We start from the raw sequence: 26,606 nt of genomic DNA, 5'->3' as shown, positions 1-26,606 counted from the left end.
GGGAACACTTGCGCAACAACCCTCCTTGTCAGAAGGGCCGTGACCGCCGAGACCCCGGGACAAGCAAATGCCGGGCTTGGAGCCGCTTTTTATGGCGGTGTTTGAGAAGACGCATGTCACAGGCGCGATGGGCAGGCATAGCGCGTGGGAGCACGCGCATCACCGCACGCTGCGTCTGTCCCGGGTCGCGCGTGCCGGTTTCGCGCGGGCGTGTCGGGATGGCCGGCGTCCCGCGCCCCGACCCGGCCCTATGCGATTCAGGTGGTCAGGTCTCGGACATCCAGGGGGCGGGTCGCTTGGCGAAGAACGCGTCGATCCCTTCTGCGGCCTCGTCGCTTTCCCAGCGGGCAATGAGCGCGTCTATCGTGCTGTCGATCTCGGCCTCGCTGACGCCCCCCCCGAGGCGCAGCGCGAGGGCCTTGGCTTCGGCCACAGCGCCCGGGGCCGTGGCGAGATAGGGCACGACCTCGGCCTCGATAGCGGCATCCAGATCCTCCGGGGCCACGGCGCGGGCCGCAAGGCCAAGCGCGACGGCCTCCTCGGCCCCGAAGATCCGCGCAGACATGAAGACCCGGCGCACACAGGCCGCGCCCATGCGGGCGATCACGTAAGGGCCGATGGTCGCCGGGATCAGGCCCAGGCGCGTTTCGGTCAAGCCGAACCGCGCGGACGCGCTTGCGATGGCCACGTCGCAGACCGACATCAGACCGACACCGCCGCCGAGCGCCTGCCCCTGGATGCGCCCGATCACCGGCTTGGGCAGTCGGTTCCAGACCCCGAGCATCTCGGCCAGCGCGCGTGCCTCCCGGGCGCGGGTCGCCGCGTCGGCGGTCATTTGCGTCCGCATCCAGCCCAGATCCCCCCCGGCGCAGAAGCTTCGCCCCTGCCCGGTCAGGATCACCGCGCGCACCTTTGGGTCCGCGCCCAGTGTCTCGGCGCAAGCCTTGAGTTCACCGATCATCGCGGCATCCATGGCGTTGTGCTTGTCCGGCCGGTTCAGGGTCACGGTCACCACGCCGCGCGTGTCCCGCGCCAGATCGAGCGTGTCATAGGCGGTCATAGGCGATCTCCTTCGCTGTCAGCCCGGGCACGGCCTTGCCCGCGCGCACCCAATCATCATGTATCCAGACCATCCGGTCGCAAAACCACGTCTTCGGCAGCGCCGTCAGGACAATCCCGAACACCACCCAATCGGCCCAGAGCATGCACAGGCCCAGCCCCAGCACCAGCGCCCCGAGTGCCGCGGCATATCCGAGACACAGGGCAACCCGGCGGTGATGGGCCGGGATCTCGGCGCGGTGGTTCAGAAAGATCCGCTCCCCCAGCACGGCGCGACTGCCCCAGGAGGCAAAGCTGCGCGGCTCAGCAAAGGCGCGCGGGTTGGCCCATGTCCAGACCAGCACCAGCGCCACCGGGAGCAGCGCCCCCCAGCCGAGCCAGATCCGGCTCCAGATCGCGAGCGCCAGAAGCGGCAACACCGAAAACCGGGTCGCCACCGAGAGCGGGTTGGCATGGCACCGCCAGACCCGGTCATCCATCCCCATGAGGCGCTCGGCCCGGTCAAAAAGATCAGCCATGGGGCCGCGCCCCCAAGGCATCAGGGATCGCACCAACGGCTTCGGGGACCGAGAGCGCGCCCGTATCCAGATGCAGGTCTGCCTCGGGGAAGGCCTCGGAGCGCCGGGCGCAGAGGGCCTCCCAACCCGGCAGCACGAGCCCCGGAGCCCTCGGCGCGCGGGTCGCGAGAGTGTGAGGATGGGCCGCAGGGTCCGCGCAGCTCAGCTCAACATCCAAGTGCAGTCCCCCCTTTGCGCTGGCGGTCTGCCAAACCCTGCGAGTGCGCAGGATCGGGTTCGCACTGTTGGCGGTCATGTCAAACCCCTGTTCCAGCGCCACAGCCGACACCGCATAGCCCCCAACGGCGGGGTCGCCTGTCTCCACAAGGCTTTCGCGCAGGGCCGCCTCCCCCGGTCGACGCGCAGCCAAAGCGCCCCGGTCTCTGCCGCCCACGCGCGGGCGATCCTGCGCTTGCGGACACCCCGCTCTGGCAGACGCGCCAGGGCACCGGACTAGCGCAGGCCCCGGGCCATGGAGGCCGCCACGGCCAGCGCCGCGCGATCAAGCCCGGTCTCATAGCCCAAGGCGGCGAGATGATCGGCCACGGCCTCGGTGGCCACATTGCCCGCCGCACCGGGGGCATAGGGACAGCCACCCAACCCTCCGGCGGAGGCATCGAACACCCGCAGCCCCTGATCCAGCGCCACATCGATATTGTCGAGCGCCCGCCCGCCCGTATCGTGGAAATGCCCGGCCAGCTGCGTCACCGGCACCTCGGCGCGCACGGCTTCCAGCATCCGCGCTACGCGGACGGGCTCGCCCCGCCCCAAGGTCTCGCCCAGGGAAATCTCGTAGCAGCCCAGATCGGCCAGACGGGCGGCGACACGCGCCACGGCCTCGGGCGGGGTGGCGCCATCAAACGGGCAGTCGGTCACGCAGGAGACATAGCCCCGCACGGGCAGCCCCGCCTCTGCCGCCGCAGCGCAGATCGGCGCGAAGCGGTCGAAGCTTTCCTTGATGGTGCAATTAAGATTGGCCTTGCTGAACCCCTCACTGGCCGCCCCGAAGATCGCGATCTCGTCGGCGCGCGCCGCCAGCGCCCCTTGGAAACCGCGCATATTAGGCGTCAGCGCGGCATAGCGCAGCCCGTCCCGGCGCGGGATCCCCGCCAGCACCTCGGCCCCATCGGCCATTTGCGGCACCCATTTCGGGCTGACGAAACTGGCGACTTCGATCCGGGCGAACCCGACCTCGGCCAGTGCCGAGATCAGGGCGATCTTCTGGGCCGTGGGGATCTGCCGCTTTTCATTCTGCAGCCCGTCCCGGGGGCCGACCTCGACGATCTCGACCGTCTCGCTCATGGCGTGGCCTCCCAGGGGGGATAGAACGCCCGGTCGTAGATCCCCTCACCCGGCGCGGGCAGTGCAGCCTGAAAACCCGGGCGCGCGGAGATGGCGGCATACCAGGCCGCGCTGCGTGGAAATCCGTCCAGCGTCACGAAATACTGCCCCATATAGACCGCCTGCCCGACGCTGATATCCGCCGCCGAGAACCCACCCGCCAGCAGGCTGTCGCAGCCGGTTTCGCTCAGCCGCGCCTCGATCGCCTCGTAGCACTTGGCGAGCCGCTTGGCCTCGAGTCGCATCACGACCGGCGAGCGCATGGCATCCTCGTAGAGCATCACATGCTGCTGGGTGAGCGCCGCCACGTGTTGGCTCAGGGTCTCGGCGAAATGGATCCAGACGAGGAAGGCGCCGCGCTCCGGATGGCCCGGGTCCCGCCCCAGACCATCGGGCGAGAACCGCTCGCAGAGCAGTTCCGTGATCGCGCCCGTCTCGAACAGGGTCTCCCCGTCAAGCTCCAGCGCGGGCACCCGCCCCGCCGGGGACAGAGCCAGATAGGCCGGATCGCGCAGGGCGCGGTCGAACGGGTGCGTGATCACCTCGGCCTCGAGCCCCAGCTCGCGGATCAGCCAGAGCGAGCGCATGGACCGGGTCTGCGGACAGTGGTGCAGGCGGATCGCCGGTGTGCGGGCGGGTGCCGGTGCGCTCATGTCGGTGCCTCTTCATCCGGCTCCAGCAGGATGAGCGGCGTGCCTGCCGTGACCTGATCTCCGGTTTGCACGCGGATCTCGGACACGGTCCCGTCCCGCCCGGCGGTCAGGGTATGCTCCATCTTCATCGCCTCGAGAATGGCGAGCCGCGCGCCCTGGCGCACCCGCTCTCCGGTGGACACAAAGACCGCCTTGACGAGCCCCGGCATTGGCGCCTCGACATGTCCTGCCCCCGGGCCCGCCGCGGCCCCGCGCTGCAGCGGATCGGGCACTGTGAAATGGTAATTGTTCGACCAGAACACGCTGACACCCGCCGCATGGGTGACGATCTCGGCCGGGGTCGGCGCGCCATCCACCCACCAGACGCCATCATGGCGCGCGATCTCATGGGTCGCCTCGCCGATATGGACGCGGAACCGGTCCGCGCCAAGCGTTTCGATCCGGGTTGCGACCTCCTCCTCGCCAAAGAGCAGCATCTGGCTTTGCGCCAGCGGCGCCCAGAGCGTGAGCCCCGCGTGATCTGGCATCCCCAGATGCAGCCCCGCCGCACCGAGCCCTGCCAGCGACCGCGCCCGCGTACAGGGCACCGGCGCGGGCGAGAGCGTCGCGACCTCCCGGTCGATCAGGCCGGTATCCACCTCTCCGGCGAAAAAGCCCTCATGCCGCGCCAAAGCCCGCAGGAAGGCAAGGTTGGTGACGCTGCCCGCCACTTGGGTGGTCGCGAGTACCCGGTCGAGCTTGCGCAGGGCCGCCTGCCGCGTGGGCCCGGCGACCACCAGCTTGGCGATCATCGGATCATACCAGGGGCTGATTGTGTCGCCCGCGCGCACGCCGGTCTCGATCCGCGCGCCATCGGGGAAGGCCAGATGGGTCAGGGTCCCGGTGGCGGGCAGAAAGCCCTTGGGCACGTCCTCGGCATAGAGCCGCGCTTCGAAGGCATGGCCCGTGATCGACAGGTCCTGCTGAGCGGCGGGCAGGTCCTCCCCCGCGGCGACGCGCAGCTGCCATTCCACCAGATCGACGCCTGTGACGGCCTCGGTCACCGGATGCTCGACCTGCAGGCGGGTGTTCATTTCCATGAACCAGAACCCGTCCGCGCGCAGACCGTCACTGGCATCGACGATGAACTCCACGGTGCCAGCACCCGCATAGCCGATCGCCTCGGCGGCGCGAACGGCGGCGGCCCCCATGGCGGTGCGCATCTCGGGCGTCATGCCGGGAGCCGGGGCCTCCTCGATCACCTTCTGATGGCGGCGCTGGAGCGAACAATCCCGCTCGAACAGATGCACCGCGCGGGTGCCGTCGCCAAAGACCTGAACCTCGATATGCCGCGGCGTGGCCACGTATTTCTCGATCAGAACGGCGTCGTTTCCGAACGCCCCAAGCGCCTCGGCCTTGGCCGCCTCAAGCGCAGGCAGGAAGGCCTCGGGCGCATCGACCCGGCGCATCCCCTTGCCGCCGCCCCCGGCCACGGCCTTGATCAGCACCGGGTATCCGATGGTCCCGGCTTGCGCGGCCAGATGAGCGGGGTCCTGATCAGCGCCCTGATAGCCCGGCACCACGGGGACACCGGCCTCGGACATAAGGGTCTTTGCCGCATCCTTGAGCCCCATGGCGCGGATCGCCTCGGCCGAGGGACCGATGAACACCAGACCGGCGGCCTCGACCGCTTCGACGAAATCCGGGTTCTCCGACAGAAAGCCATAGCCCGGGTGAATGGCCTGCGCCCCCGTGGCCAGTGCCGCTTCGATGATCGCATCGCCGCGCAGATAACTGTCCCGCGGCGCGGGTCCGCCGATGGCGCATGCGGCATCGGCCATGGCGACATGGCGCGCGCCTGCATCGACCTCGGAATAGACCGCCACGGTCTGCACCCCGAGGCGACGGCACGTCTCGATCACCCGGCAGGCAATCTCGCCGCGATTGGCAATCAGGATCCTGTTAAACACCGACCGGCCTCCATGCCCATTGGAACACCAAGCGACCCAGCGTGACGCATCGCCAACCCTTGGGCTTTTGTGATCCCCACCTCATCGCGTGCCCTCGCTCAGGTCTTCGACCACCTCGAACCGCTCCCAATGGAGCAGCATGTCCGGCTCGAAGATGCCCATGTCGCGGTAGTAGCCCTCGTGCTGTCGACGCCAGCCTTCGAGGGTCTCGTCCTCGCCCTCCATCAGGGCCATCTCTTCGGTCATGTCGCAGAACCGAACCGGCACAAGCTCCAGCGTGCGGGTCACCAATTGCGGCACCTCGTCAAAATCCACAACGATGTCGCAGCGCCCGACCACCGGAAGCGCCTCCCCCTTGTCGACCGACCATTGCGACAGGCAGGTCGCACGCTTCTTGCCTGTGCGCACGAGATCCACGAGGACCCGGCTCAAGCCCGGCGCGTTTCCAAACTTGTAGGTCACGGCCCCGGGATACTGTGCCTGCAATTCTGCCACGGTCCGAGTCATCACATCCGGAACACGCCGAAGCGTGTCTCCTCTATGGGGGCGTTCAGGGCCGCGCGGAGGGAGAGGCTGAGCACGGCGCGGCTCTTGCGCGGATCGATGATCCCGTCATCCCAGAGCCGGGCCGAGGCATAAAGCGGGTGGGATTGTTCCTCGAACATGTCGATCGTGGGCTGTTTGAAGGCGGCCTCCTCCTCGGGCGACCAGCTGCCGCCCTTGCGCTCAATCGCGTCGCGCTTGACCGTGGCGAGCACCCCTGCGGCTTGCGCGCCACCCATGACCGAGATCCGGGAATTGGGCCAGGACCACATGAAGCGCGGCTGATAGGCCCGCCCGGCCATGCCGTAATTCCCCGCGCCAAAGGATCCGCCCACCACCATGGTCACCTTCGGCACCGAGGTCGTCGCCACCGCCGTCACCATCTTGGCCCCGTGCCGCGCGATCCCCTCATTCTCGTATTTCCGGCCCACCATGAAGCCCGTGATGTTCTGCAGAAACACAAGCGGGATCTTGCGCTGGCTGCAAAGCTCGACGAAATGCGCGCCCTTCTGGGCCGCCTCGGAGAACAGGACGCCATTATTGGCGATGATCCCCACTGGGCAGCCCTCGATATAAGCGAACCCCGTCACCAGCGTCTCGCCGAAGCGCGGCTTGAACGCGTCAAAGCGCGAGCCATCGACGATCCGGGCAATGACTTCGGTGATGTCGTAGGGCACCGAGAGGCTCGCCGGAACCAGATCCAGCAGCTCTTCGGGGTCGTAGGCGGGCGGCTCAGGGGCCAGCATCGCCACCGAGACCGGCACGCGCCGGTTCAGCCCCGCCACCGCGCGGCGCGCGAGCGCCAGCGCATGGGCATCGTCCTCGGCCAGGTAATCCGCCACGCCCGAAAGGCGTGTATGCACATCGCCCCCGCCGAGATCCTCGGCGGTGACCACCTCGCCCGTGGCGGCCTTGACCAGCGGCGGGCCCGCGAGAAAGATCGTGCCCTGCTCCTTCACGATGATCGTCACATCGGACATGGCGGGCACATAGGCCCCCCCTGCCGTGCAGGAGCCCATGACCACGGCGATCTGCGGGATACCCGCCGCCGACATCTGCGCCTGATTGTAAAAGATCCGCCCGAAATGATCCCGGTCGGGAAAGACCTCGTCCTGATTGGGCAGGTTCGCCCCACCGCTATCCACAAGGTAGATGCAGGGCAGATGGCATTCCGCGGCAATCTCTTGCGCGCGCAGGTGTTTCTTGACGGTGATCGGGTAATAGGTGCCGCCCTTCACGGTGGCATCATTGCAGATGACCATCACGTCCTGCCCGTGGATCTGACCCACGCCCGCGATCGCCCCGCCACAGGGTGCCGCCCCCCCATAGAGGCCATGGCCCGCCGTGGCCCCGACCTCAAGAAACGGACTGCCGGGGTCGAGCAGATTGGCCACGCGGTCCCGCGGCAGCATCTTGCCGCGACTCAGATGGCGGTCCCGTGCGGCAGCACCCCCCCCCGCAGCCGCCTGCGATGCTGCATCCGCGACGTGTTCGAGCGCGGCCAGATGCGCGGCGCGATTGGCCTTCGCCGCCTCCGATCCGCTATCCCATTGAGATATCAGCTTCACGCGGCCTGCCTCCTGCCTGATGGATATGCCCCTGCCGGGCGAAGGGCCGTTATGCCGCAGGGCAGCGCAGCCTCCGGTTGACCTGTATCAAAGCTGGCACAATCGGCCTGCGCGATGACAGCGGCGGAGACCAAACGAGGGAACGACCCATGAAACATATCACCCTGTCCGCACTCGCTGTTCTGGCGGCAACGGCCGCGGCCCCGGCTTTCGCCCAGGAGGCCGGAGACTGGACCATCGGCATCGGGATCGCCAATGTGAACCCGAAATCCGGCAATGGCGAACTGGATGCCATCGTCCCGGGCGCCGGCATCGACGTCGACTCGGACACGCAGCTGTCCTTCACCGCCGAGTATTTCTTCACGCCGAATATCGGTCTCGAAATCCTCGCCGCGACGCCCTTCAGCCATGACATCTCGATTGACGGGGTTGGGGATGCCGGGGATACCAAGCACCTGCCGCCCACCATCTCGGTGAACTACCACTTCACCAATTTCGAGGGCTTCAAGCCCTATATCGGCCTCGGCCTGAACTACACCAACTTCTTCCAGGAAAGCTCGCCGCTCGGCAAACTGGAGCTGGAGGACAGCTTCGGCCTTGCCGCCCAAATCGGCGTGGACATTCCGGTCACCGAGACCGGGGCGCTGCGCCTGAATGCGCGCTATATCGACATCGATACCGACGTGAAGCTGAACGGCGACAAGATCGGCACCGCCGAGATCGATCCGGTGGTTCTGGGCATCGCGTACGTGATGACCTTCTGAACCGCGATCCATCGCAGCCAAGCGAGGCGCGCCCGAGTGGCGCGCCTTTTGCCGATGCAGAGCCGCCATCATGTCTCAGGCCTCTGATCCCGGTCACGACCGGTGAAGGCCAGCCCGCCATCGCGCCGCACATAGTAGTCCCAGCCCTGCGCCGCCCCTTCGGGACGGCAGCGCACCACGACCCAGATGCCGGGATCCGTCCCGGGCACCGCCGCGCAATCGGTCAGATCCGCCGAGCCCGTGCCATCGAGAGCCGCGTGATCCTTGAGATATTGCGCCGCGTAATGGTCGATCACCGCGCTCTCATCCAGCGCCGCCCGTTGCGAGCCCAGCCGCACGCCATTGGCTGCGAGGATCAGCACGATGATGCCCAAGGGCAGAAACCAGAGCCAGCGCGGCCAGGCCATGGGCTCATCCCCCTTTGCCCAAAGGGGCGACAGAGCGCTCGGTGACAGTGGTCCGGGTCATGCCATGGCCGCCATCAACTCGCGCCCGACGAGCATGCGCCGGATCTCGGAGGTGCCCGCGCCAATCTCCATCAGCTTGGCATCGCGGAACATCCGGGCCACGGGCGCATCGTTCAGAAAGCCTGCCCCGCCCATGGCCTGAACGGCCTGATGGGCGACTTTCATCCCCTCCTCTGAGGCATAAAGCACACAGGCCGCCGCATCCTGTCGGGTGACCTCGCCGCGATCGCAGGCCTTGGCGACCTCATAGGCATAGGCGCGCGACGTGTTCAGCCCCGCATACATGTCAGCGATCTTGCCCTGCATGAGCTGAAAGTTTCCGATGCTCTGACCGAATTGCTTGCGCTCGACCATATACGGCATGATCTCGTCGAGGCAGCCCGCCATGATGCCGATATTGACGCCCGAGAGGACGACACGCTCGTAATCGAGACCGCTCATCAGGACCGCAACCCCGCGCCCCTCCTCGCCGAGAACGTTTTCGAAGGGCACTTCCACATCCTCGAAGATCAGCTCGGCAGTGTTCGAGCCGCGCATGCCGAGCTTGTCGAAATGGGGCGAAGTAGAGAACCCGGTCATGGATTTCTCGATGATGAAGGCCGTGATGCCCTTGGAGCCCGCCTCCGGATCGGTCTTAGCGTAGACCACAAGGGTTTCGGCGTCCGGGCCGTTGGTGATCCAGTATTTCGTGCCATTCAGGCGATAGTGATCGTTGCGCTTTTCCGCGCGCAGCTTCATGCCCACCACGTCGGATCCGGCAGAGGCTTCGGACATGGCCAGCGCGCCCACATGGGTGCCGTCGATCAGGCCCGGCAGGTAGCGGGCCTTCTGCTCCGGCGTGCCGTTGAGCTTGATCTGGTTGACGCAAAGATTGGAATGCGCGCCGTAGCTGAGCCCGATGGAGGCCGACACGCGGGAGATTTCCTCGACCGCGACCGTATGGGCGAGATAGCCCATGCCCGCACCGCCATCTTCCTCGTCCACGGTGATGCCCAGAAGGCCCAACTCCCCCATCTCGGTCCAAAGCTCGGCCGGAAAGAGGTTTTCGGAATCGGTCGCAGCCGCCAGCGGCTTGACCCGTTCCTGCGCCCAGCGATGGACCATCTCGCGCAGGGCTTCGACCTCTTCGCCGAGATCGAACCGCATGGATGCGGTGAACATGGGCGCTCCCTCCTCCCAAAAATTGAACGCTTGTTCATTTATAGGCGCGCGCGTCGTCCCTGTCCAGAGATTTCGCGCGCGGAGTGGGGGCGCTGCCCCCGGCGGCCCTACGGCCGCCTCCCCCGGGATATTTCGGGACTTAAGGGAGGGGCTATTCGGCGGCCATGGACCGGGGGAGCACCTCGGCCTCGGCGCGCAGGATGCGGGCGATCTGGGCGCAATCGGCCTCGGAGAAAGTGAGCGGCAGGCGCAGATCGAGCAACGTCGCAAGCACACGGTCGGTTTGCGGCAGCACTGGCGTCGGGGCATAGCGCCAGCTGTCATAGCGCGAGGTGAAGCCATGGGGTTCGGGCGCGCCGAACCATTTCAGCTCGACCCCGCGGGCCGCGCAGCGCGCCACATAGGCCGCGACCGCCCCGGGATCAGCCTCGGGCAGGCGCAGCTGGAAAGAGGAGGCGACGAAATGCTCCTGCTCCGGGCGATGGGTCAGGGCGATGCCCGGCGCGCCGGCGAGCCCGGCCTCAAGCACCCGGTAAAGCGCGTTCCAACGGGCCGCCTGACGCGGCAGATCGGCCAGTTGCGGGCGCAGGATCGCGGCGCGCAGATGGTCCATCCGACCCGAGACATTGGGCGTGTCGTATTTCACACGCTCGAACACCTCGGCCTCCGGGGCGGCCCCGTGGCGGGCATAGAGCATGTAGCTGCCCGACAAGAGGATCGCACGGGCCATGAGTTCTGCATCGTCAGAGATCAGCAACCCGCCCTCGCCGGAATTGATATGCTTGTAGGTCTGGGTCGAGAAACAGCCGAAGGCCCCGAACCGGCCCGTGGGCGTATCGCCCCAGGACGCGCCCATCGTATGGGCACAATCCTCGATCAGGGTCAGGTCATGGGCATCGCAAATCGCGCTGAGCGCATCCATGTCGCAGATATGCCCGCGCATATGGCTGAGCAGCAGCACCCGCGCGCCGCTGGTTTCGGCCTTGGCGGCAAGGTCATCGAGATCAAGGGTCAGATCCTCGGTCACCTCGACCAGCACCGGCTCGGCCCCGACGGCGGCGATGGCCCCGGGCACGGGCGCGAGCGTGAAGGCATTGCTCAGCACCTTGTCACCGGCGCCGATCCCCAGAGCCCGCATCGCCGTGCCCATGGCATAGCCGCCCGAGGCCACGGCCACGCAGTACCGTGCCCCGGTTTGGGCCGCGAATTCCTGTTCCAGCGCGCCGACCTCGCCCAGCTCGCCCGGGTCGAGATTGTAACGATGCAGACGGCCCGAGCGCATGACCTCGACCGCGGCGGCGATGGCGGCCTCGGGGATCGGCTCCTGCTGGGTGAATGTGCCGGTGAAGATCTCGTCAGTCATGAGCGCCTCCTGCGATAGATGTGCCGCCTTGCAAGGCGCAGGTCAATGGTCGGGAAAGAGGCTCCGCAGAACCGCGTCGAACTGGTCGTAATGGGGCAGCAGCGCCTCGGGGGCGAGGCGCGAGACGCCCTCGCCTTCGGGGCCAAAGGTCACCAGCATGGCGGGGATCCCCGCAGCCCGCGCGGTTTCGCGATCGGTCACCGTGTCGCCCACCAGCACCGCGCGCGCCGGGTCGCCGCCGACCCGGGCGATGGTTTCCAGCAGCGGCGCGGGATCGGGCTTGCGCACGGGCAGCGTATCGGCCCCGATCAGCGCGCCGAACCGGTCGCGCACGCCCAGCCGGGTCATCAGGGTCTCGGCCAGCCCCTCGGGCTTGTTGGTGCAGATCCCCACCGGGCAGCCGCGCGCGCGCAGCCGCTCGACCGCCGCCAGCGCACCAGGATAAAGCCGGGTATGCGCGTCGATCTTCTCGGCATAGGCCGCGAGCAGCACGGGATAGTCGCGATCCACCTCCGCCTCGGTCCAGTCGAGACCACGCCGGGTCATGCCCAGCCGCAGCATGGCGCGCCCGCCCGCAAAGGCCGTGGCGGCATCGGCCACCGGGTCGAGCGGCGCGCCCTGCCCGCGCGCCTCGAAACAGGCATTGGCGGCCGCGATCAGGTCGGCGCTGGTATCGGCAAGCGTGCCGTCGAGATCAAAGATCACCGTGACCGTCATTGCGCATCTTTCCGCCAATGGGCGTGAGGGGGTGAAAAGGGCCGAAACACCAAGTGACAGCGGGCCCGGTTGCGGGGCCTGCGCCGATGCGTAATAGAACGAGGGCGCAAGGTGAAGGGATGATGCATGTCGGTTGCGTTGATCGTATTGGCGGCGGGCCAGGGCTCGCGGATGAACTCGGACCTGCCCAAGGTGCTGCACCGGCTGGCGGGTGCGCCGCTGCTGGCCCATGCCCTGCGCGCGGGCGCGCGTCTCGACCCGGACCGCACGGTGGTGGTGACAGGGCATGGGGCCGACGCGGTCGAGGCGGCGCTGGCCGGTCTCGACCCCGAGGCTGTCTGCGCGCGCCAGACCGAACAGCTGGGCACGGGCCATGCGGTCGCCCAGGCCGGAGAAGCGCTGAGGGGGTTTGAGGGCGATGCGGTGGTGCTCTATGGCGACACGCCGTTCATCTCGTCCGAAACGCTCGAGGCCATGCAGGACAAGCGCGCTGCGGGGGCGGATCTGGTGGTGCTGGGCTTTAAGGCCGCCGATCCCGGACGTTATGGGCGGTTGCTGACGGCGGATGACCGGCTGACCCGGATCGTCGAGGCGAAGGATGCCAGTGCCGAAGAGCTCGCGGTCAAACTCTGCAATTCCGGGGTGATGATGGCCGATGCCAGCACCCTGTTGCGGCTGGTCGCCGGGCTCGGCAACGACAATGCGGCGGGCGAGTATTACCTGACGGATGTGGTGGCGCTTGGGGCGGCCGAGGGGCTATCGGCCCGGGTCGTAACCTGCCCGGAGGCGGAAACGCTGGGCATCAACACCCGTGCGGAGCTCGCCGCCGCCGAGCAGGCCTTTCAGGCCCGCGCCCGCGCCACCGCACTGGAAGAAGGCGTATCGCTGGCCGATCCGGACACCACCTATTTCGCGCTCGACACGGTGATCGGGCGCGATGCGCTGATCGGGCCGCAGGTTGTCTTTGGCCCCGGCGTGACCGTGGAATCCGGCGCCGAGATCCGAGCCTTCTGCCATCTGGAGGGCTGCCATGTGAGCCGCGGCGCCCTGGTCGGGCCCTTTGCCCGGCTGCGCCCGGGTGCAGAACTCGCCGAGCACACCCATGTGGGCAATTTCGTCGAGATCAAGAACGCCACGCTCGATGAGGGCGCGAAGGTCAACCATCTGAGCTATATCGGTGATGCCAGCATTGGCGCGGCGAGCAATATCGGCGCGGGCACGATCACCTGCAACTACGACGGGGTCTTCAAGCATCACACGGAGATCGGCGCGCGGGTCTTTGTCGGCTCGAACACCTGTCTTGTGGCCCCGGTGAAGGTCGGCGACGAGGCGATGACCGCAACGGGCACCATCGTGACCAGCGATGTGCCCGAGGGCGCGCTGGCCGTGGCGCGCTCGCGCCAGACCAACAAGCCGGGCTTTGCCCGCCGCTTCATGGATATGCTGCGCACCCGCAAGGCGGTGCTGGCAGGCGATGCAGGCGACACCAAACCGGGGGCGAAATAGATGTGCGGGATCGTAGGTGTCTTGGGGCGGAACCAAGCCGCCCCCCTGATGGTCGAGGCCCTGAAGCGGCTGGAGTATCGCGGCTATGACAGCGCGGGCATTGCCACGGTGCAGGACGGCGCGCTGGACCGCCGCCGCGCGCTCGGCAAGCTGGTGAATCTGAGCGACCTGCTGGTGGAACAGCCGCTCGCGGGCAAATCCGGCATCGGCCATACCCGCTGGGCCACCCATGGCGTGCCCTCGGTGGCCAATGCCCACCCCCATCGCACGGGGGCTGTGGCCGTGGTCCATAACGGGATCATCGAGAATTTCCGCGAGCTGCGCGCCGCCCTGCAATCGCATGGGGCCGAGTTCGAATCCGAGACCGATACCGAGACCGTCGCACAGCTCTGCGCGCAGGCTTTGGCCAAGGGCGCTGGCCCCGCCGAAGCCGCGCGCCGGACCATCGCCCAGCTCGAAGGGGCCTTCGCGCTCTGCTTTCTCTTCGAGGGCGAAGATGACCTGATCGTGGCCGCTCGCAAGGGCTCGCCGCTGGCCATCGGACATGGAGATGGCGAGATGTTCGTCGGCTCCGACGCCATTGCCCTGCATCCCATGACCGACCGGATCACCTATCTCGAAGAGGGTGATATGGCGCTGGTGACCCGCTCATCGCTGGAGATCACGGATGCCATGGGGCATCCCGTGCAGCGCCCCGAAACCCGCACCCGGATCGACGGGGCGCAGGTCGGCAAGGGCGGGCACCGGCATTTCATGGCCAAGGAAATCGCCGAGCAGCCCACGGTGCTGGCCGATTGCCTCGCCCATTACATCGGCAGTACGGGCGAGATCCGGATGCCCGAGGCCCTGCCCGATTTCGCGCAGATCGACCGGCTGGTCCTCGTGGCCTGCGGCACGGCCTTCTACGCTTGCCAGACCGCGAAATACTGGTTCGAGCAGATCGCGGGCCTGCCGGTCGAGATCGATATTGCCTCGGAATTCCGCTATCGCGAGCCGCCCATCGGGCCGCGCACCGCCGCACTTTTCGTCAGCCAGTCGGGCGAGACCGCCGATACGCTCGCGGCGCTGCGCTATTGCGCGGGCAAGGCGGAGCATATCCTGTCGATCTGCAATGTCCCCGAAAGCTCCATCGCGCGGGAAAGTGCGGTGGCGCTGCCAACGCTGGCCGGGGTCGAGATCGGGGTCGCTTCGACCAAGGCCTTTACCTGCCAGCTTGCGGTGCTGGCGGTGCTGGCCCTGCACGCGGCCCGGCAGCGCGGCGCGCAAACCGATGGCGAACACCAGACCCTGATCGACGAGCTGCGCAGCCTGCCCAGCGTCATGAACCTCGCCCTGAGCCGGGAGCCCGAGATCGAAGCGGTCTCGCGCGAGCTGGCCGAGGCGCGCGATATTCTGTTCCTGGGGCGCGGCCCGATGTATCCGATCGCCCTGGAAGGCGCCCTGAAGCTCAAGGAAATCAGTTATATCCACGCCGAAGGCTATGCATCGGGCGAGCTGAAACACGGCCCCATCGCCCTTGTGGATCCGGCGGTTCCGGTGATCGTCTTTGCCCCCAATGACCGGCTCTTCGACAAGACCGTCTCGAACATGCAGGAGGTCATGGCACGCCAGGGCAAGGTCCTTCTGGTCAGTGACAGTGCCGGTCTGGCCACGGCGGCCGAGGGCACCTGGGCGCAGGTCCAGATGCCCAAGATCGCGCCCGCCTTCGCGCCCATCCTTTACGCTGTGCCCGCGCAGCTTTTGGCGTACCATACGGCGGTGGCCAAGGGCACGGATGTGGACCAGCCGCGCAACCTTGCGAAATCCGTCACCGTGGAGTGAGACATGGCCAAGCAATTCCCCCGGATCGGCCTCGGCCATCAGAATTTCATCGAAGCGCAGCAGATCTTCTTCGTCGCGACCGCCGCCCCGGAAGGCCGCGTCAATCTCAGCCCCAAGGGGATGGACAGCCTGCGCGTGCTCGGGCCCAACCGGATCGCCTGGCTCAATGTCACCGGGTCGGGCAATGAAACCGCAGGGCATCTGAAGCAATCGCCGCGCATGACGCTGATGTGGTGCAGCTTCGATGCGACGCCCATGATCCTGCGCGCCTATGGCACCGCGCGGACCGTGCAGCGCGACAGCGCCGATTGGGCAGAGCTGGCCGACCTCTTTCCCGGTGGGCCCGAGAAACGGCAGGTCTATGATCTGAGCGTCGAGATGGTCCAGACCTCCTGCGGCTATGCGGTGCCCACCGCCGACGGCATGACCGAGCGTCCGGTTCTCAAGGACTGGGCCGCGGACAAGGGCGAGGACGGGATCCGCGCCTATTGGGCCGAGCGCAACCGCACGACCATCGACGGCGCGCCCACGGGGATCGAAGACAACCTATGAGCTGGCCCGCCCCGATCTCGCTGCACCGGGAGGAGGCCGCGCTCGTACCCCTGAGCCGCGACCATGCCGCGGCCCTGGCCGCCGAGAGCGCGGCGGGCGGGCTCCACAAGCTATGGTTCACCTATGTCCCCGCCCCCGAGGAGATGGTCGCCGGCATCGAGAGCCATCTGGCCAAGCAGGCGCAGGGCGAGATGACCCCGTTCTGCGTGCTGGATGCCGAAGGACGCCCCGCCGGCAGCACCACCTATTGCAGCCCGGATGCCGAGAACCGCCGGGTCGAGATCGGCTATACCTGGTACGCCAAGCGGGTGCAGCGCAGTGCGGTCAACACCGCCTGCAAGCGGATGCTGCTCGGTCACGCCTTCGAGACGCTGGACTGCATCGCGGTAGAGTTCTGCACCCATGTGCTGAACACGCCGAGCCGCCGGGCGATCGAGCGGCTGGGTGCCAAGCTCGACGGGATCCGCCGGGCCCATCGCATCATGCCCAATGGCACGATCCGGGATACGGCGGTCTACTCGATCACCGCACCGGAATGGCCCGCGATCCGTGCCCATCTCGACTGGCAGCTGGAGCGTCCAAGGTGAGCGACACCCTGACTGCCGAGGCCGCGCTGGAGGCTTTGCGCGCCCTCGGGACCGCCGGGAAGGCCGCTCAGATGGCCGCCTATCACAAGGTGGATCGGCCTTATCTCGGGGTCGCGAACGGGGATCTGGACGCGCTGGCGCGAGACTGGCGGCGCGCGCTGGAGGCTCCGGCGCGCGCGGATCTGGCCGGGGCGCTGTGGGACAGCAACATCCACGAGGCGCGGATCGCGGCCGCCAAGCTGCTGACCCAGGCGCGCCAGAGGGACGACACGGCCACATGGGACCGGATCCAGAGCTGGGTGCCCGAATTCGACGCCTGGGCCATCGCGGATCATGCCTGCATTGCCGGGCAGAAACGGCTGATCGCGGATCCGTCCCGCATCGACACGGTCGAGAACTGGACCCGGAGCGATCACCTCTGGACCCGGCGCGCGGCGCTGGTGATCACCCTACCCTGGACCAAGCAGCGGGACCCGAAACCCGATGAGCTTGCGGTCCGCGACCGGGTGCTGGGCTGGGCCGCAGGCTATGTCCCCGATCGGGCCTGGTTCATCCAGAAGGCCATCGCCTGGTGGCTGCGAGACCTGTCCCGGCGTGACCCGGACCGGGTGCGCGCCTTTCTGGCGGAACACGGAGCCGGGATGAAACCCTTTGCCCGGAAAGAGGCCGGGCGGCTTCTGCCGCCGGAGGAGGCCGCAGGATAACCCGCAGCGCAGAATCACCTTTGCGCGCCACCCCGCGCTTCGGCAAAGTGAAGCATAGCGGGAAAACATCACGAGATCATGAGCTTAGCGCGGCAGCCCTGCCCTTGCGCCTCTGCCGCGCCGCCGATACGCTCCTCCCATTGGGGGAGAAGCCATGACAGCCACGCCACTCATCGACCCGTTCCAGCGCGCCATCGACTATCTGCGGGTGTCGGTCACCGACCGCTGCGATTTCCGCTGCGTCTATTGCATGTCCGAGAACATGACCTTTCTGCCGAAGAAAGAGTTGCTAACGCTGGAGGAGCTGGACCGCATGTGCTCGACCTTTGTCGGGCTCGGCGTGAAGAAGCTTCGGATCACGGGCGGCGAACCTCTGGTGCGGCGCGATATCATGACGTTTTTTCATCGCATGTCCCGCCATCTGGACAGCGGCGCGCTACGCGAGCTGACGCTGACGACCAATGGCTCCCAGCTTGAGAAATATGCCGATGATCTCTTTGCGGCGGGGGTCCGGCGGATCAACGTGTCGCTGGATACGCTGGATGACCAGAAATTCGCCGACATCACCCGCTGGGGCCGCCTACCCCAGGTGATGCGCGGGATCGATGCAGCGCAGAAGGCCGGGCTGCGGATCAAGATCAATGCGGTCGCCCTGAAAGGCTTCAACGAGGACGAGCTCTTTACCATGGTCGACTGGTGCGCCGAGCGCGATATGGACCTGACCTTCATCGAGGTCATGCCCATGGGCGATATCGGCAATGAAAACCGGCTGGGCCAGTATTGGGCGCTGTCGGATCTGCGCGATAGCTTGCGCGAACGGTTCACGCTGACGGATCTGGCCGAGCGCACGGGCGGGCCCGCGCGCTATGTGCGGCTGGAGGAGACGGGCCAGAAGCTCGGCTTCATCACGCCGCTGACCCATAATTTCTGCGAAAGCTGCAACCGGGTGCGCCTGACCTGCACCGGAGAGCTCTATATGTGCCTCGGGCAGGAGGATATGGCCGATCTGCGCAAGCCCCTGCGGGATTACCCCGAGGATGACCGGGCGCTGGAGAACGCGATCCGGGCGGCCATCGCGCTTAAGCCCAAGGGCCATGATTTCGACTATTCCCGGCAGAAGCTCGACGGGCAGATGCCCCGGCATATGAGCCATACGGGCGGATAGGTCGGAGGGGGCGCTGCCCCCGCGGCCCTGCGGGGCCGCCCCCCGGAGTATTTCGCGAACAATGAGGCGGGATCAGTCCCGCGCGTAATGCCGGACGAAATTGGCGAGGATCCGGGCGCTGTCATCCACATCGGCCTTCGCGACCTCGGCGATCAGGCTGTCGGCTTCCTCGGGCGGGAAGTAGCCCTTTTCGCGATAGGCGCGGATGCGCACGGCCACGCCATCGCCATCGGCCTCGGGGTGGAACTGGGTCGCGTAGACATTGGCACCGTAGCGGATCATCTGAAACGGGCAGGCCTCGCCAGACATCAGGTGCACCGCGCCCTCGGGCAGTGCCTGCAGCGCTTCCTTATGGCCCACAAAGGCGTCGAACCGCTCCGGCAGGTCCGCAAGCAGCGGATCCGCCCGCCCGGCCTCGGTTTTGGTGCAGGGCACGGCGGCGACGCTTTCGCCATAGCGGCGTTTCGAGACCTCGGCGCCCAGATGCTGTCCCAGCGCGCCCATGCCGTAGCAGCAGCCCATGAAGGGGATGTCGCGCGCTGTCACCTCGGGCATCAGCGCAAGAATGGCGGCTTCGATCCGCGCCTCGACCGGGGATTTCGTCTCGGGCGCGTCGCTGAAACAGCCCGGACCGCCACCGACGATCACGCCGGAGAGCTGGTTGAGATCGAGCCCCTCGGGCAGGTCCTGATGATCGAGGCAGACCCGGATCGCGTCGCCTTCGGCGAGCCCGGATTTCGCGAGGATCGCCGCGTATTCATCATCGGAGACGTCCCGTTCGGGACGCAGCTGCAGGATCAGGAACGGTTTCATGGGGGCGGGTTAGCGAAGCCCGCGCCGTCGCGCAAGACAGCGCGCTGTCTCAGGAGGCCAGCGGCAGGCGCTGTTCCACGATCTCGGCCCACCAGGAGCAGCCCGCGGGGATCGCCTCATCATTGAAGTCGTATTCCGGGTGGTGAACATCGGCGGTGTCGCCATTGCCCACAAGGATATAGGCCCCGGGGCGCGCGTTGAGCAGATAGGCGAAATCCTCGCCCCCCATGACCAGCGGCGCATCGGCGCAATCCCCCGCCACCGAGCGCGCCACATCGGCAGCAAAGGCGGTCTCAGCCTCGGAATTCACCATGACCGGATAGCCCTTGTAATAGCTGACCTGCGCCGCGGCCCCCATGGCGGTGGCCACACCGGACGCGATCTCGGTCAGGCGCGTTTCGGCCAGAGCGCGGATATCCTCGTCCAGCGTGCGGATCGTGCCCTTGAGCGTGACCTCGGGCGGGATGACGTTGAAGGCCGTGCTCGCGGTCTGGAACGAGGTGACGGAGACGACGATCTGCTCCACCGGGTTTGCATTGCGGCTGGCGATGGTCTGCAGGGCAAGGACGATCTGACTGGCGATCACGGTCGGGTCGATGGTCTCATGGGGTTTGGCCGCGTGGCCACCGCGCCCGGCCACGGTGATCTCGAACTGGTCCGTGGCGGCAAAGAACGCCCCCGGGCGGATCGCGAAGGTGCCCGTGGGCACGCCGGGCCAGTTATGCATGCCGTAGACCTCTTCGATCCCGAACCGCTCCATCAACCCGTCCTCGACCATCTCGCGCCCGCCGCCGCCGCCCTCTTCGGCGGGTTGGAAGATCACCACGCAAGTGCCGTCGAAATTCCGGGTCTCGGTCAGGTAGCGCGCTGCGCCGAGCAGCATGGCCGTATGCCCGTCATGGCCGCAGGCATGCATCTTGCCCGGTGTCCGGGAGGCATAGGGCAGCCCGGTCGCCTCGGCGATGGGCAGCGCATCCATATCAGCCCGCAGCCCGATCACCCGGCCCGATCCCGTGCCCCGCCCCTTGATCACGCCGACCACGCCCGTGCGCCCAAGCCCCTCGACCACCTCGTCACAGCCGAAGGCGCGCAGTTTCTCCGCCACCATGGCAGCGGTCCGATGGGTGTCGAACAACAGCTCGGGGTTCTCGTGCAGATCCCGGCGCCAGGCGGTGATCTCGGGCAGCAATTCGGCAAAACGGTTCTTGATCGGCATGTCTCTCTCCCGACGGGGTCCGGCTCTGCCCTGTTAGGTGCGCCGAAAGGGGCAAGGGGTCAAGTCCGGGCTGTTTTTTCACCAAGCGCGCCCATGGCACCACAGGAACGCTCGTTTCGCGACTGAGCGCGCAGAGCTGCAGAAAGGGAAGAAATGACTGCCAAACCCGACATTCGCAGAACAGAGACCCGTCTCAGACCAAAACCCACAGTTCCGGTCCAAACGGTGGGTGGATGCTGGATTTACGTTTCGCCCACGGGGCATGCGGCCACCTCACATTCCCTTGATTTCGACCTGCCCCCTCCCCTATTTGCGACGGGTTAACCGTGACCCCGGAGGGCGACATGTACGCTGACCTTGGATTGGACTTTCTCGATGTGCGGCTGGCCTCGGCCCTGTTTGGCCTGGCGCTTGGCGTGCTCTTCGGTGTGCTCGCGCAGCGCACGCGGTTCTGTCTGCGCCGGTCGGTGGCGGGTGCGCCCGAGGAACGGCGCAGTGCTGCCGGGGTCTGGCTGACCGCGCTGGCCGTGGCCGTTCTCGGCACCCAGACGGTGATTGCGCTCGGCTATGTGGATTTCTCGGAGCATCGCTTCTTTGTGGCGGATCTGCCGGTGTTGGCGATCGTCGCGGGCGGGCTTCTGTTCGGCGCGGGCATGGTGCTGACGCGCGGCTGTGTCTCGCGGCTGACCGTGCTGGGGGCGTCGGGCAACCTGCGCGCCCTGACGGTCCTTCTGGTCTTTGCCGTGGTGGCCCATGCGACGCTCAAGGGCGTGCTGGCGCCCCTGCGCACCTCTCTCGGGAGTGCGACCGTCAATCTGGGCGATCTGACGGGCTTTGCCGCTCTGCCCGGCGGGGCCTGGGGCTGGACGGCGGTTCTGGTGATCGTGGCCGGTGCCGTGGTCATCCGCTCGGGCAACACGCCCGGCACGCTGGTGCTCGCCGCTTTGCTTGGCGCGCTGGTGCCGCTCGGCTGGGCCGGGACGGGCTATGTGCTGTATGACGATTTCGACCCGATCGCGCTCGAAAGCCTGTCGTTCACCTCCCCCGCATCCGAAAGCCTGTTCTTCGTGATCGCCTCCTCGGCCATCCCGGCGGGCTTTGGCACGGGGCTGGTTGGCGGCACGTTGCTCGGGGCGCTGGTGGCATCCCTGATCTCGCGCGAGTTCAAATGGGCCAGCTTTGACAGCCCGACCCAGACCGGGCGCTACATGGCCGGTGCGGCGATGATGGGCGTGGGAGGCGTGCTGGCCGGGGGCTGCACCGTGGGGGCAGGTCTTGCAGGCATCCCGACGCTGAGCTTTGCGGCAACGCTGGCGCTGGTGTCGATCGCGGTGGGCGGAGCGCTGACCGGGCGGCTCTTTCCCGAGGGGGGCGCTACTTCTCCATCCCTTGGCGGATCCGGTGCACAAGCATCCAAACCCCGAGCACTACCAGCGGAGTAGCCGCAGCCGTCAGCACGGTCTTGGAGATCCCCGAGGTATAGGCCAGCGGTCCGATCAGATAGATCGCCAGGTTCACCGCGTAATAGCTGATCGCGACGACCGAGAGCCCCTCGACCGTCTTCTGGAGACGCAGCTGCAGATCCGCGCGCCGGTCCATGCTTTCCAAGAGGGCCTGGTTCTGGGTCTGGCGTTCCACATCCACGCGGGTCCGGAGCAGTTCCGCCGCCCGCGTTGCCCGCCCCGCCAACTGCTGTAGCCGACGTTCCGTGGCCTTGACCGTGCGCATGGCCGGGTCGAAGCGGCGCATCATGAACTCGGCGAAGGTCTGACGCCCGTCAAACCGTTCCTCGCGCAGCACTTCGATCCGCTGGTTCACCAGCGCCTCATAGGCCCCGGTCGCGCCAAAGCGGAAGGAGCTCTGCGCCATGAGGTTCTCGAGATCCGCCGACACTTCGAGCAGCGCCTTCAGCGTCTCCTCGGCCTCGGTGCCGTCACCGCCCATGTCGCCGACCATGCTGGAGAGCTTGCCGTCGATCTCGCCCAGCTCCTTGCTGAGCCCGCGCACCCGGGCGAGGCCCAGCATCGAGATGGTCTTGTAGGTTTCGATCTCGGTCACGCGCTGCAGGACACGGCCCACCCGGCGCTTGCCGATCCCGTCAGAAATGAACAGCGCAAAGCGCGTATGCCCCGCCGCATCGATCCGGAAATCCCCGGCCACCACGGCGGAATCGTCCAGAACCGAGCTGACCGCCAGACTTTCGGGGACAAACCAGTCCTCTAGCTTGGTCTGGATCTCCTCAACGCTGGGACGCGCCTCAACCCGGATCAGGGACGAGACCATCCGGACGCCCGGCGCGCGCTTGAGCCAGTCCTCGGGGAAGACATCGAAGCTGTCGGGATCAAAGGGTTTCTCGGCCACGCCCTCGGCAAAGATCGTGAAGGTCACGAACTCCGTATGGCTTTCCCATTTCAGGGTGTGCTTGCCGATCTTGCCGAAGAAATGCGTGGCCCCGGGCGACGGGTGCGGCGCGCCGTAGCGATCCAGAAGTTCCAGCAGATGCGCGCGGTCCAGCCCCCGGTCGCGGGCGGCGGCCTCCTTGGGCTGCTTGATGGCCAGAAACACCGCATGACACGGTGCGGAAAGCTCGGGAAACGGGCGCGCATGCAGCTCGTTGGCCAGTGCATAGCGCAGCGGGTGATCTTGGATGGCGGTCATGCGGGCATTCCTTCTTTGCCCGCAAGATAGGGCCGCTGCAGCGCAGAGAAAAGGGAAAAACCCCTGCGTTGAACGGTTTAGCGGTACACCTGTGTATGCGGTGCCGCCCATCGGAAACCCGTATGCCGGGTGCTAGTAACTGCGCGGAAGTCCCAGAACATGTTGACCCAAATAGGCAAAAATCATGTTCTTTGAGATCGGCGCGGTCTGATAAAGCCGCGCCTCGCGCCATTTTCGCTCGATCCCGTACTCCTTGGCAAAGGCAAAGCCGCCAAAGACCTGCATGCAGGTTTCCGCCGCCGCCCAGCTGGCATCCGCCGCGAGAAGCTTGGCCATATTCGCCTCTTCGGCGGCCTTCGCGCCACTGTCGAAGAGGGTCGCGGCCTTGTTCACCATCAGCTCGGCGGCCTGCGCCTGGGCATAGGCCTGGGCGATGGGAAACTGGATGCCCTGATTGGTCCCGATGGGCTTGCCGAAGACCACGCGGTCATTGGCGTATTCGGTCGCGCGGCGGATGAAATACTTGGCATCCCCGATACACTCATAGGCGATGAGGATCCGCTCGGCATTCATGCTGTCGACGATATAGCGGAAGCCCTTGCCCTCCTCCCCGATCAGGGTGTCGGCGGGAATCTCGAGATTGTCGAAGAACACCTCGCAGGTGTTGTGATTGATCATCGCGTCGATCTTGGAGAGGCTCAGCCCGTTGCTCAGGGCCGCGCGCATATCCACCAAGAACACCGACATTCCATCGCTGCGCTTGGCGCATTGATCAGCAGGTGTGGTCCGCGCAAGGAGCAGCATCAGGTCGCTCTCCATCGCGCGGGAGGTCCAGACTTTTTGCCCGTTGATCACGTAAGTGCCCCGGTCGGTCTTCTCGGCCCGGGTCTTGAGCTGGGTGGTGTCCGAGCCCGTTGTCGGCTCGGTGACACCAAAAGCCTGTAGGCGCAGCTCGCCACTGGCAATCCCCGGCAGGTAGCGCGCCTTCTGCGCGTCGGAGCCATGCTTGAGCACCGTGCCCATCGTATACATTTGCGCGTGGCAGGCCGCTGCATTCGCGCCGCGCTCGTGGATCGTCTCCAGCACTGCGCCCGCCGCGGCGAGCGGCAGGCCCGAGCCGCCATAGGCCTCGGGGATCAGCGCGCCGAGAAAACCGCTCTCGGTCAGGGTGCGCACGAACTCTTTCGGGTAGGCATCCCGCGCATCGAGATCATTCCAATAGGCGTCCGGGAAGTCCTCGCAGAGCCGCGCGACCGCCTCACGGATATCGCCCCATTGCGGGCCCACGGGCATGGCAATGGCGTCGGTATCGATCTGGTTCATCTTATCCTCCTAGACGGCGTTGCAGGCGCGCAGATCGGCGATCTCCGCCGCGCTCAGCCCGTATTCGCCGAGTATCTCATCCGTATGGGCACCCGCATCCGGGGCGCTGGCGGTGATGGCTGCCGGGGTCCGCGACAGGGTCACGGGCTGCGCCACCAGTTTGGTCTCGCCGCGCACCGGGTGTTCAACCGGCGCGGCCATGCGCAGATGCTGCACCTGCGGATCGGCAAAGACCTCATCCATGGTGTAGATCGGGCCTGCGGGCACGCCAGCAGCTTCCAAAAGCTCGACCCAGTCTGTGGTCGTCTTTTCGGCAAAGATCGGCTGGAGCGCAGCCCAAAGCTGCGGGCGATGGGCAAAGCGGGCCTCCGCCGTCGCATACTCCGGCTGATCGGCCCAATTCGGCACCCCGATCGCCGCGCAGAACGCACGCCACTGGCTGTCCCCGCCGACCCCGAGATTGAGATAGCCATCGGCGGTCGCGATCACCCCCATGGGCGTCACGTAAGGATGGTCATTGCCCGATTGCGGCGGCACCTCCCCCTCGACCAGATAGCGCGCGGCCTGAAAGTCCATGAGCGCGATCTGCGCCTCCAGAAGCGAGGTCGCCACCCATTGCCCACGCCCGGAGCGTTCGCGCTCAGCCAGCGCCACGAGAATCCCGGTGGCCGCATAGATGCCGGAGGTGCTGTCGGCGACGGCGGCGCCCGCGCGCATGGGGCCTTCGCCGGGCATGCCGGTGACCCCCATCATGCCGCCCATCCCCTGGGCAATCTGATCGAACCCGGCGCGCTTGGCATAGGGCCCGTCCTGGCCAAAGCCCGAGATCGAGGCGAGAATGATCCGCGGGTTGATCTCGGCCAGGTCCTCATAGCCGATGCCGAGCCGGTCCTTCACATCCGGGCGGAAGTTCTCGACCACCACATCCGCCGTCTCGACCATCTTGCGGAACACCGACAATCCCTCGGGTTTCTTCAGATTCAAGGTGAGAGAGCGCTTGTTGCGATGCAGGTTGAGCATGTCATAGCCGTGCCGCGCGCCGCTTATCCCTGCATTGGGGTCCACGCCCTGGGGCGCTTCGATCTTGATCACATCCGCCCCGAAGTCCGCCAGCACCCGGCAACAGGTCGGCCCCGCCCGCACCCGGGTCAGGTCCAGCACCTTGAGATGAGATAGGGCCGTCATCGCGAACCTCCCCCGATGAAGGGCTCCAGATCGCGTCCGCCCGTGCCATCGGCGGCGACGAACCAATCGCCCATCTCGCTCGAGGTGACGAAGACCGTGTCATCGCGCGACACCAAGAGATCCAGAGCTTTTTCAAAGTGATAGGCGATATGGGGCACGCCGATGATATGGGGATGCAGGGCCAGGGTGATGATGCGCGGCTGACCCGTGCGCGCCATCTCGCGCTCATAGATTGCCAGCGTGGCCTCTACCCGTTTGAGATACTCATCGGAGCTGCCGGACTGGATCGCGTAGACCGGCACATCGTTGAGCTCGAACGTGTAGGGCAGCGCCACCATGGGCCCATGAGCCGTGCGCATCCAGCTAGGGAGATCGTCCAGCGTCCAGTCATGGAGGAATTCGACCCCCTCCTCGGCCAGGATATCCGGCGTCTGATAGGTCTCCCCCAGCCCGCAGCCGAGCCAGGCCCGGGCGCGCCGCCCACCGAGCTCTTCGAGCTTGGCGAGGCTCTGGCGGATCACCGCGCGCTCATCCTCGACGGCCTTGAGGCTCTGTTGGAACCAGCCATGACCCACCAGCTCCCACCCGGCGGCGATCACCGCATCGGTCAGGTCGGGATAGATCTCGCCCACCTGCGCATTGAGAAAGGCCGAGGCCGGCAGGTTCCGCGCGGCCAGCATATCCATGATCCGGGGCATGCCGCAGCGCATGCCATACTCGACCCAGGCGTAATTCGGCACATCAGGCGGCGCAGGCGTGGCCCCGTGGGGCGCCGGGATGATCCCGCGCGGCATGGGCCGGTCAAAGGGCCAATATTCGATATTCATGACCACATGCACGATCAGCGGCTTGCCCCGCAGGGGGGAAAGCGGCTTGCGCGCCGAGGCCATCTGATAGGGGATCCGGGGGTTGGACCAGTTGGGCAGCATGGGAG

The 26,606-nt window shown here is 66.8% G+C and carries 26 protein-coding genes; 8 read left to right on the top strand and 18 right to left on the bottom strand.

Annotated elements, in window-relative coordinates; genetic code table 11:
• Positions 1-265: 265 nt before the first annotated feature.
• The 8 genes from ACP15I_RS04240 to ACP15I_RS04205 all read right to left on the bottom strand — a co-directional run bounded on the left by ACP15I_RS04240 (position 266) and on the right by ACP15I_RS04205 (position 7,670).
• Positions 266-1,060, bottom strand: a complete 795-nt coding sequence (locus ACP15I_RS04240) for a crotonase/enoyl-CoA hydratase family protein (protein ID WP_424974019.1) — start codon at positions 1,058-1,060, stop codon at positions 266-268.
• On the bottom strand, positions 1,047-1,577 hold the full coding sequence (locus tag ACP15I_RS04235; RefSeq protein WP_424974018.1) for a DUF6653 family protein: 531 nt from the start codon (positions 1,575-1,577) through the stop codon (positions 1,047-1,049). The genes ACP15I_RS04240 and ACP15I_RS04235 overlap by 14 nt, the downstream gene beginning before the upstream one ends.
• Positions 1,570-2,010 carry a hypothetical protein gene (locus tag ACP15I_RS04230; protein WP_424974017.1) on the bottom strand — a complete coding sequence of 147 codons (441 nt, stop codon included), beginning with the start codon at positions 2,008-2,010 and terminating at the stop codon, positions 1,570-1,572. Before ACP15I_RS04230 ends, ACP15I_RS04235 begins: the two co-directional genes overlap by 8 nt.
• Positions 2,011-2,069: 59 nt before the next feature.
• Complete coding sequence (locus ACP15I_RS04225; RefSeq protein WP_424974016.1) at positions 2,070-2,918, bottom strand: hydroxymethylglutaryl-CoA lyase; 849 nt, start codon at positions 2,916-2,918, stop codon at positions 2,070-2,072.
• Positions 2,915-3,610, bottom strand: coding sequence for a glutathione S-transferase family protein (locus ACP15I_RS04220; RefSeq protein ID WP_424974015.1), 696 nt, complete (start codon positions 3,608-3,610; stop codon positions 2,915-2,917). The genes ACP15I_RS04225 and ACP15I_RS04220 overlap by 4 nt, the downstream gene beginning before the upstream one ends.
• Positions 3,607-5,559, bottom strand: a complete 1,953-nt coding sequence (locus ACP15I_RS04215) for a biotin carboxylase N-terminal domain-containing protein (protein ID WP_424974014.1) — start codon at positions 5,557-5,559, stop codon at positions 3,607-3,609. The genes ACP15I_RS04220 and ACP15I_RS04215 overlap by 4 nt, the downstream gene beginning before the upstream one ends.
• 81 nt (positions 5,560-5,640) lie before the next feature.
• Complete coding sequence (locus ACP15I_RS04210; RefSeq protein ID WP_424974013.1) at positions 5,641-6,066, bottom strand: ASCH domain-containing protein; 426 nt, start codon at positions 6,064-6,066, stop codon at positions 5,641-5,643.
• On the bottom strand, positions 6,066-7,670 hold the full coding sequence (locus ACP15I_RS04205; RefSeq protein ID WP_424974012.1) for a carboxyl transferase domain-containing protein: 1,605 nt from the start codon (positions 7,668-7,670) through the stop codon (positions 6,066-6,068). Before ACP15I_RS04205 ends, ACP15I_RS04210 begins: the two co-directional genes overlap by 1 nt.
• A gap of 149 nt (positions 7,671-7,819) precedes the next feature.
• On the opposite strand from ACP15I_RS04205, the gene ACP15I_RS04200 reads away from it, so the two are divergent.
• Positions 7,820-8,434, top strand: coding sequence for an OmpW/AlkL family protein (locus ACP15I_RS04200; RefSeq protein ID WP_424974011.1), 615 nt, complete (start codon positions 7,820-7,822; stop codon positions 8,432-8,434).
• A gap of 68 nt (positions 8,435-8,502) precedes the next feature.
• Here the strand turns inward: ACP15I_RS04200 and ACP15I_RS04195 are convergent, their stop codons facing one another.
• The 4 genes from ACP15I_RS04195 to ACP15I_RS04180 form a co-directional block, all read right to left on the bottom strand.
• Positions 8,503-8,841 (bottom strand): hypothetical protein, encoded by a 339-nt coding sequence (locus tag ACP15I_RS04195; RefSeq protein WP_424974010.1) that lies wholly within the window; start codon positions 8,839-8,841, stop codon positions 8,503-8,505.
• 57 nt (positions 8,842-8,898) lie between these two features.
• Positions 8,899-10,062 (bottom strand): acyl-CoA dehydrogenase family protein, encoded by a 1,164-nt coding sequence (locus ACP15I_RS04190; protein ID WP_424974009.1) that lies wholly within the window; start codon positions 10,060-10,062, stop codon positions 8,899-8,901.
• Positions 10,063-10,213: 151 nt separating this feature from the next.
• Positions 10,214-11,425 (bottom strand): DegT/DnrJ/EryC1/StrS family aminotransferase, encoded by a 1,212-nt coding sequence (locus ACP15I_RS04185; RefSeq protein ID WP_424974008.1) that lies wholly within the window; start codon positions 11,423-11,425, stop codon positions 10,214-10,216.
• A gap of 42 nt (positions 11,426-11,467) precedes the next feature.
• Positions 11,468-12,142, bottom strand: a complete 675-nt coding sequence (locus tag ACP15I_RS04180; RefSeq protein WP_424974007.1) for an HAD-IA family hydrolase — start codon at positions 12,140-12,142, stop codon at positions 11,468-11,470.
• 126 nt (positions 12,143-12,268) lie between these two features.
• Here ACP15I_RS04180 and glmU point away from each other — a divergent pair, with 126 nt between their 5' ends.
• The 6 genes from glmU to moaA all read left to right on the top strand — a co-directional run bounded on the left by glmU (position 12,269) and on the right by moaA (position 18,477).
• Positions 12,269-13,648, top strand: coding sequence for a bifunctional UDP-N-acetylglucosamine diphosphorylase/glucosamine-1-phosphate N-acetyltransferase GlmU (gene glmU, locus ACP15I_RS04175; protein ID WP_424974006.1), 1,380 nt, complete (start codon positions 12,269-12,271; stop codon positions 13,646-13,648).
• On the top strand, positions 13,649-15,469 hold the full coding sequence (glmS, locus tag ACP15I_RS04170; protein WP_424974005.1) for a glutamine--fructose-6-phosphate transaminase (isomerizing): 1,821 nt from the start codon (positions 13,649-13,651) through the stop codon (positions 15,467-15,469).
• Between the two features lie 3 nt (positions 15,470-15,472).
• Entirely contained in the window at positions 15,473-16,021 is a 549-nt protein-coding gene (locus ACP15I_RS04165; RefSeq protein ID WP_424974004.1) for a pyridoxamine 5'-phosphate oxidase family protein, read from the top strand.
• Complete coding sequence (locus ACP15I_RS04160) at positions 16,018-16,608, top strand: GNAT family N-acetyltransferase (protein WP_424974003.1); 591 nt, start codon at positions 16,018-16,020, stop codon at positions 16,606-16,608. The genes ACP15I_RS04165 and ACP15I_RS04160 overlap by 4 nt, the downstream gene beginning before the upstream one ends.
• An 8-nt stretch (positions 16,609-16,616) precedes the next feature.
• Positions 16,617-17,312 (top strand): DNA alkylation repair protein, encoded by a 696-nt coding sequence (locus ACP15I_RS04155; RefSeq protein ID WP_424974118.1) that lies wholly within the window; start codon positions 16,617-16,619, stop codon positions 17,310-17,312.
• 154 nt (positions 17,313-17,466) lie between these two features.
• Complete coding sequence (gene moaA / locus ACP15I_RS04150; protein WP_424974001.1) at positions 17,467-18,477, top strand: GTP 3',8-cyclase MoaA; 1,011 nt, start codon at positions 17,467-17,469, stop codon at positions 18,475-18,477.
• Positions 18,478-18,549: 72 nt separating this feature from the next.
• Here the strand turns inward: moaA and ACP15I_RS04145 are convergent, their stop codons facing one another.
• Both ACP15I_RS04145 and ACP15I_RS04140 read right to left on the bottom strand, forming a co-directional pair.
• On the bottom strand, positions 18,550-19,290 hold the full coding sequence (locus ACP15I_RS04145; RefSeq protein ID WP_424974000.1) for a glutamine amidotransferase: 741 nt from the start codon (positions 19,288-19,290) through the stop codon (positions 18,550-18,552).
• Between the two features lie 49 nt (positions 19,291-19,339).
• Positions 19,340-20,506 carry a M20 aminoacylase family protein gene (locus tag ACP15I_RS04140; RefSeq protein WP_424973999.1) on the bottom strand — a complete coding sequence of 389 codons (1,167 nt, stop codon included), beginning with the start codon at positions 20,504-20,506 and terminating at the stop codon, positions 19,340-19,342.
• Between the two features lie 344 nt (positions 20,507-20,850).
• On the opposite strand from ACP15I_RS04140, the gene ACP15I_RS04135 reads away from it, so the two are divergent.
• The gene (locus ACP15I_RS04135) at positions 20,851-21,948 is read left to right on the top strand and encodes a YeeE/YedE family protein (RefSeq protein ID WP_424973998.1); all 1,098 of its coding nucleotides are present in this window, start codon (positions 20,851-20,853) and stop codon (positions 21,946-21,948) included.
• Here ACP15I_RS04135 and ACP15I_RS04130 read toward each other — a convergent pair.
• The 4 genes from ACP15I_RS04130 to ACP15I_RS04115 form a co-directional block, all read right to left on the bottom strand.
• Entirely contained in the window at positions 21,881-23,164 is a 1,284-nt protein-coding gene (locus tag ACP15I_RS04130; protein WP_424966699.1) for a DUF3422 family protein, read from the bottom strand. The genes ACP15I_RS04135 and ACP15I_RS04130 overlap by 68 nt on opposite strands.
• A gap of 132 nt (positions 23,165-23,296) precedes the next feature.
• On the bottom strand, positions 23,297-24,487 hold the full coding sequence (locus tag ACP15I_RS04125) for an acyl-CoA dehydrogenase family protein (RefSeq protein WP_424973997.1): 1,191 nt from the start codon (positions 24,485-24,487) through the stop codon (positions 23,297-23,299).
• A 9-nt stretch (positions 24,488-24,496) separates the two neighbouring features.
• On the bottom strand, positions 24,497-25,672 hold the full coding sequence (locus ACP15I_RS04120; protein WP_424973996.1) for a CaiB/BaiF CoA transferase family protein: 1,176 nt from the start codon (positions 25,670-25,672) through the stop codon (positions 24,497-24,499).
• Positions 25,669-26,601, bottom strand: coding sequence for a polysaccharide deacetylase family protein (locus tag ACP15I_RS04115; RefSeq protein WP_424973995.1), 933 nt, complete (start codon positions 26,599-26,601; stop codon positions 25,669-25,671). The genes ACP15I_RS04120 and ACP15I_RS04115 overlap by 4 nt, the downstream gene beginning before the upstream one ends.
• Positions 26,602-26,606: the final 5 nt, after the last annotated feature.

Origin of the sequence: Dinoroseobacter sp. S124A (genome assembly GCF_049801015.1) — a bacterium.
Taxonomy (GTDB): Bacteria; Pseudomonadota; Alphaproteobacteria; order Rhodobacterales; family Rhodobacteraceae; genus Dinoroseobacter.
Note: the sequence above shows the minus strand (reverse complement) of the source record. Positions and strands in the feature narration are given on the sequence as shown.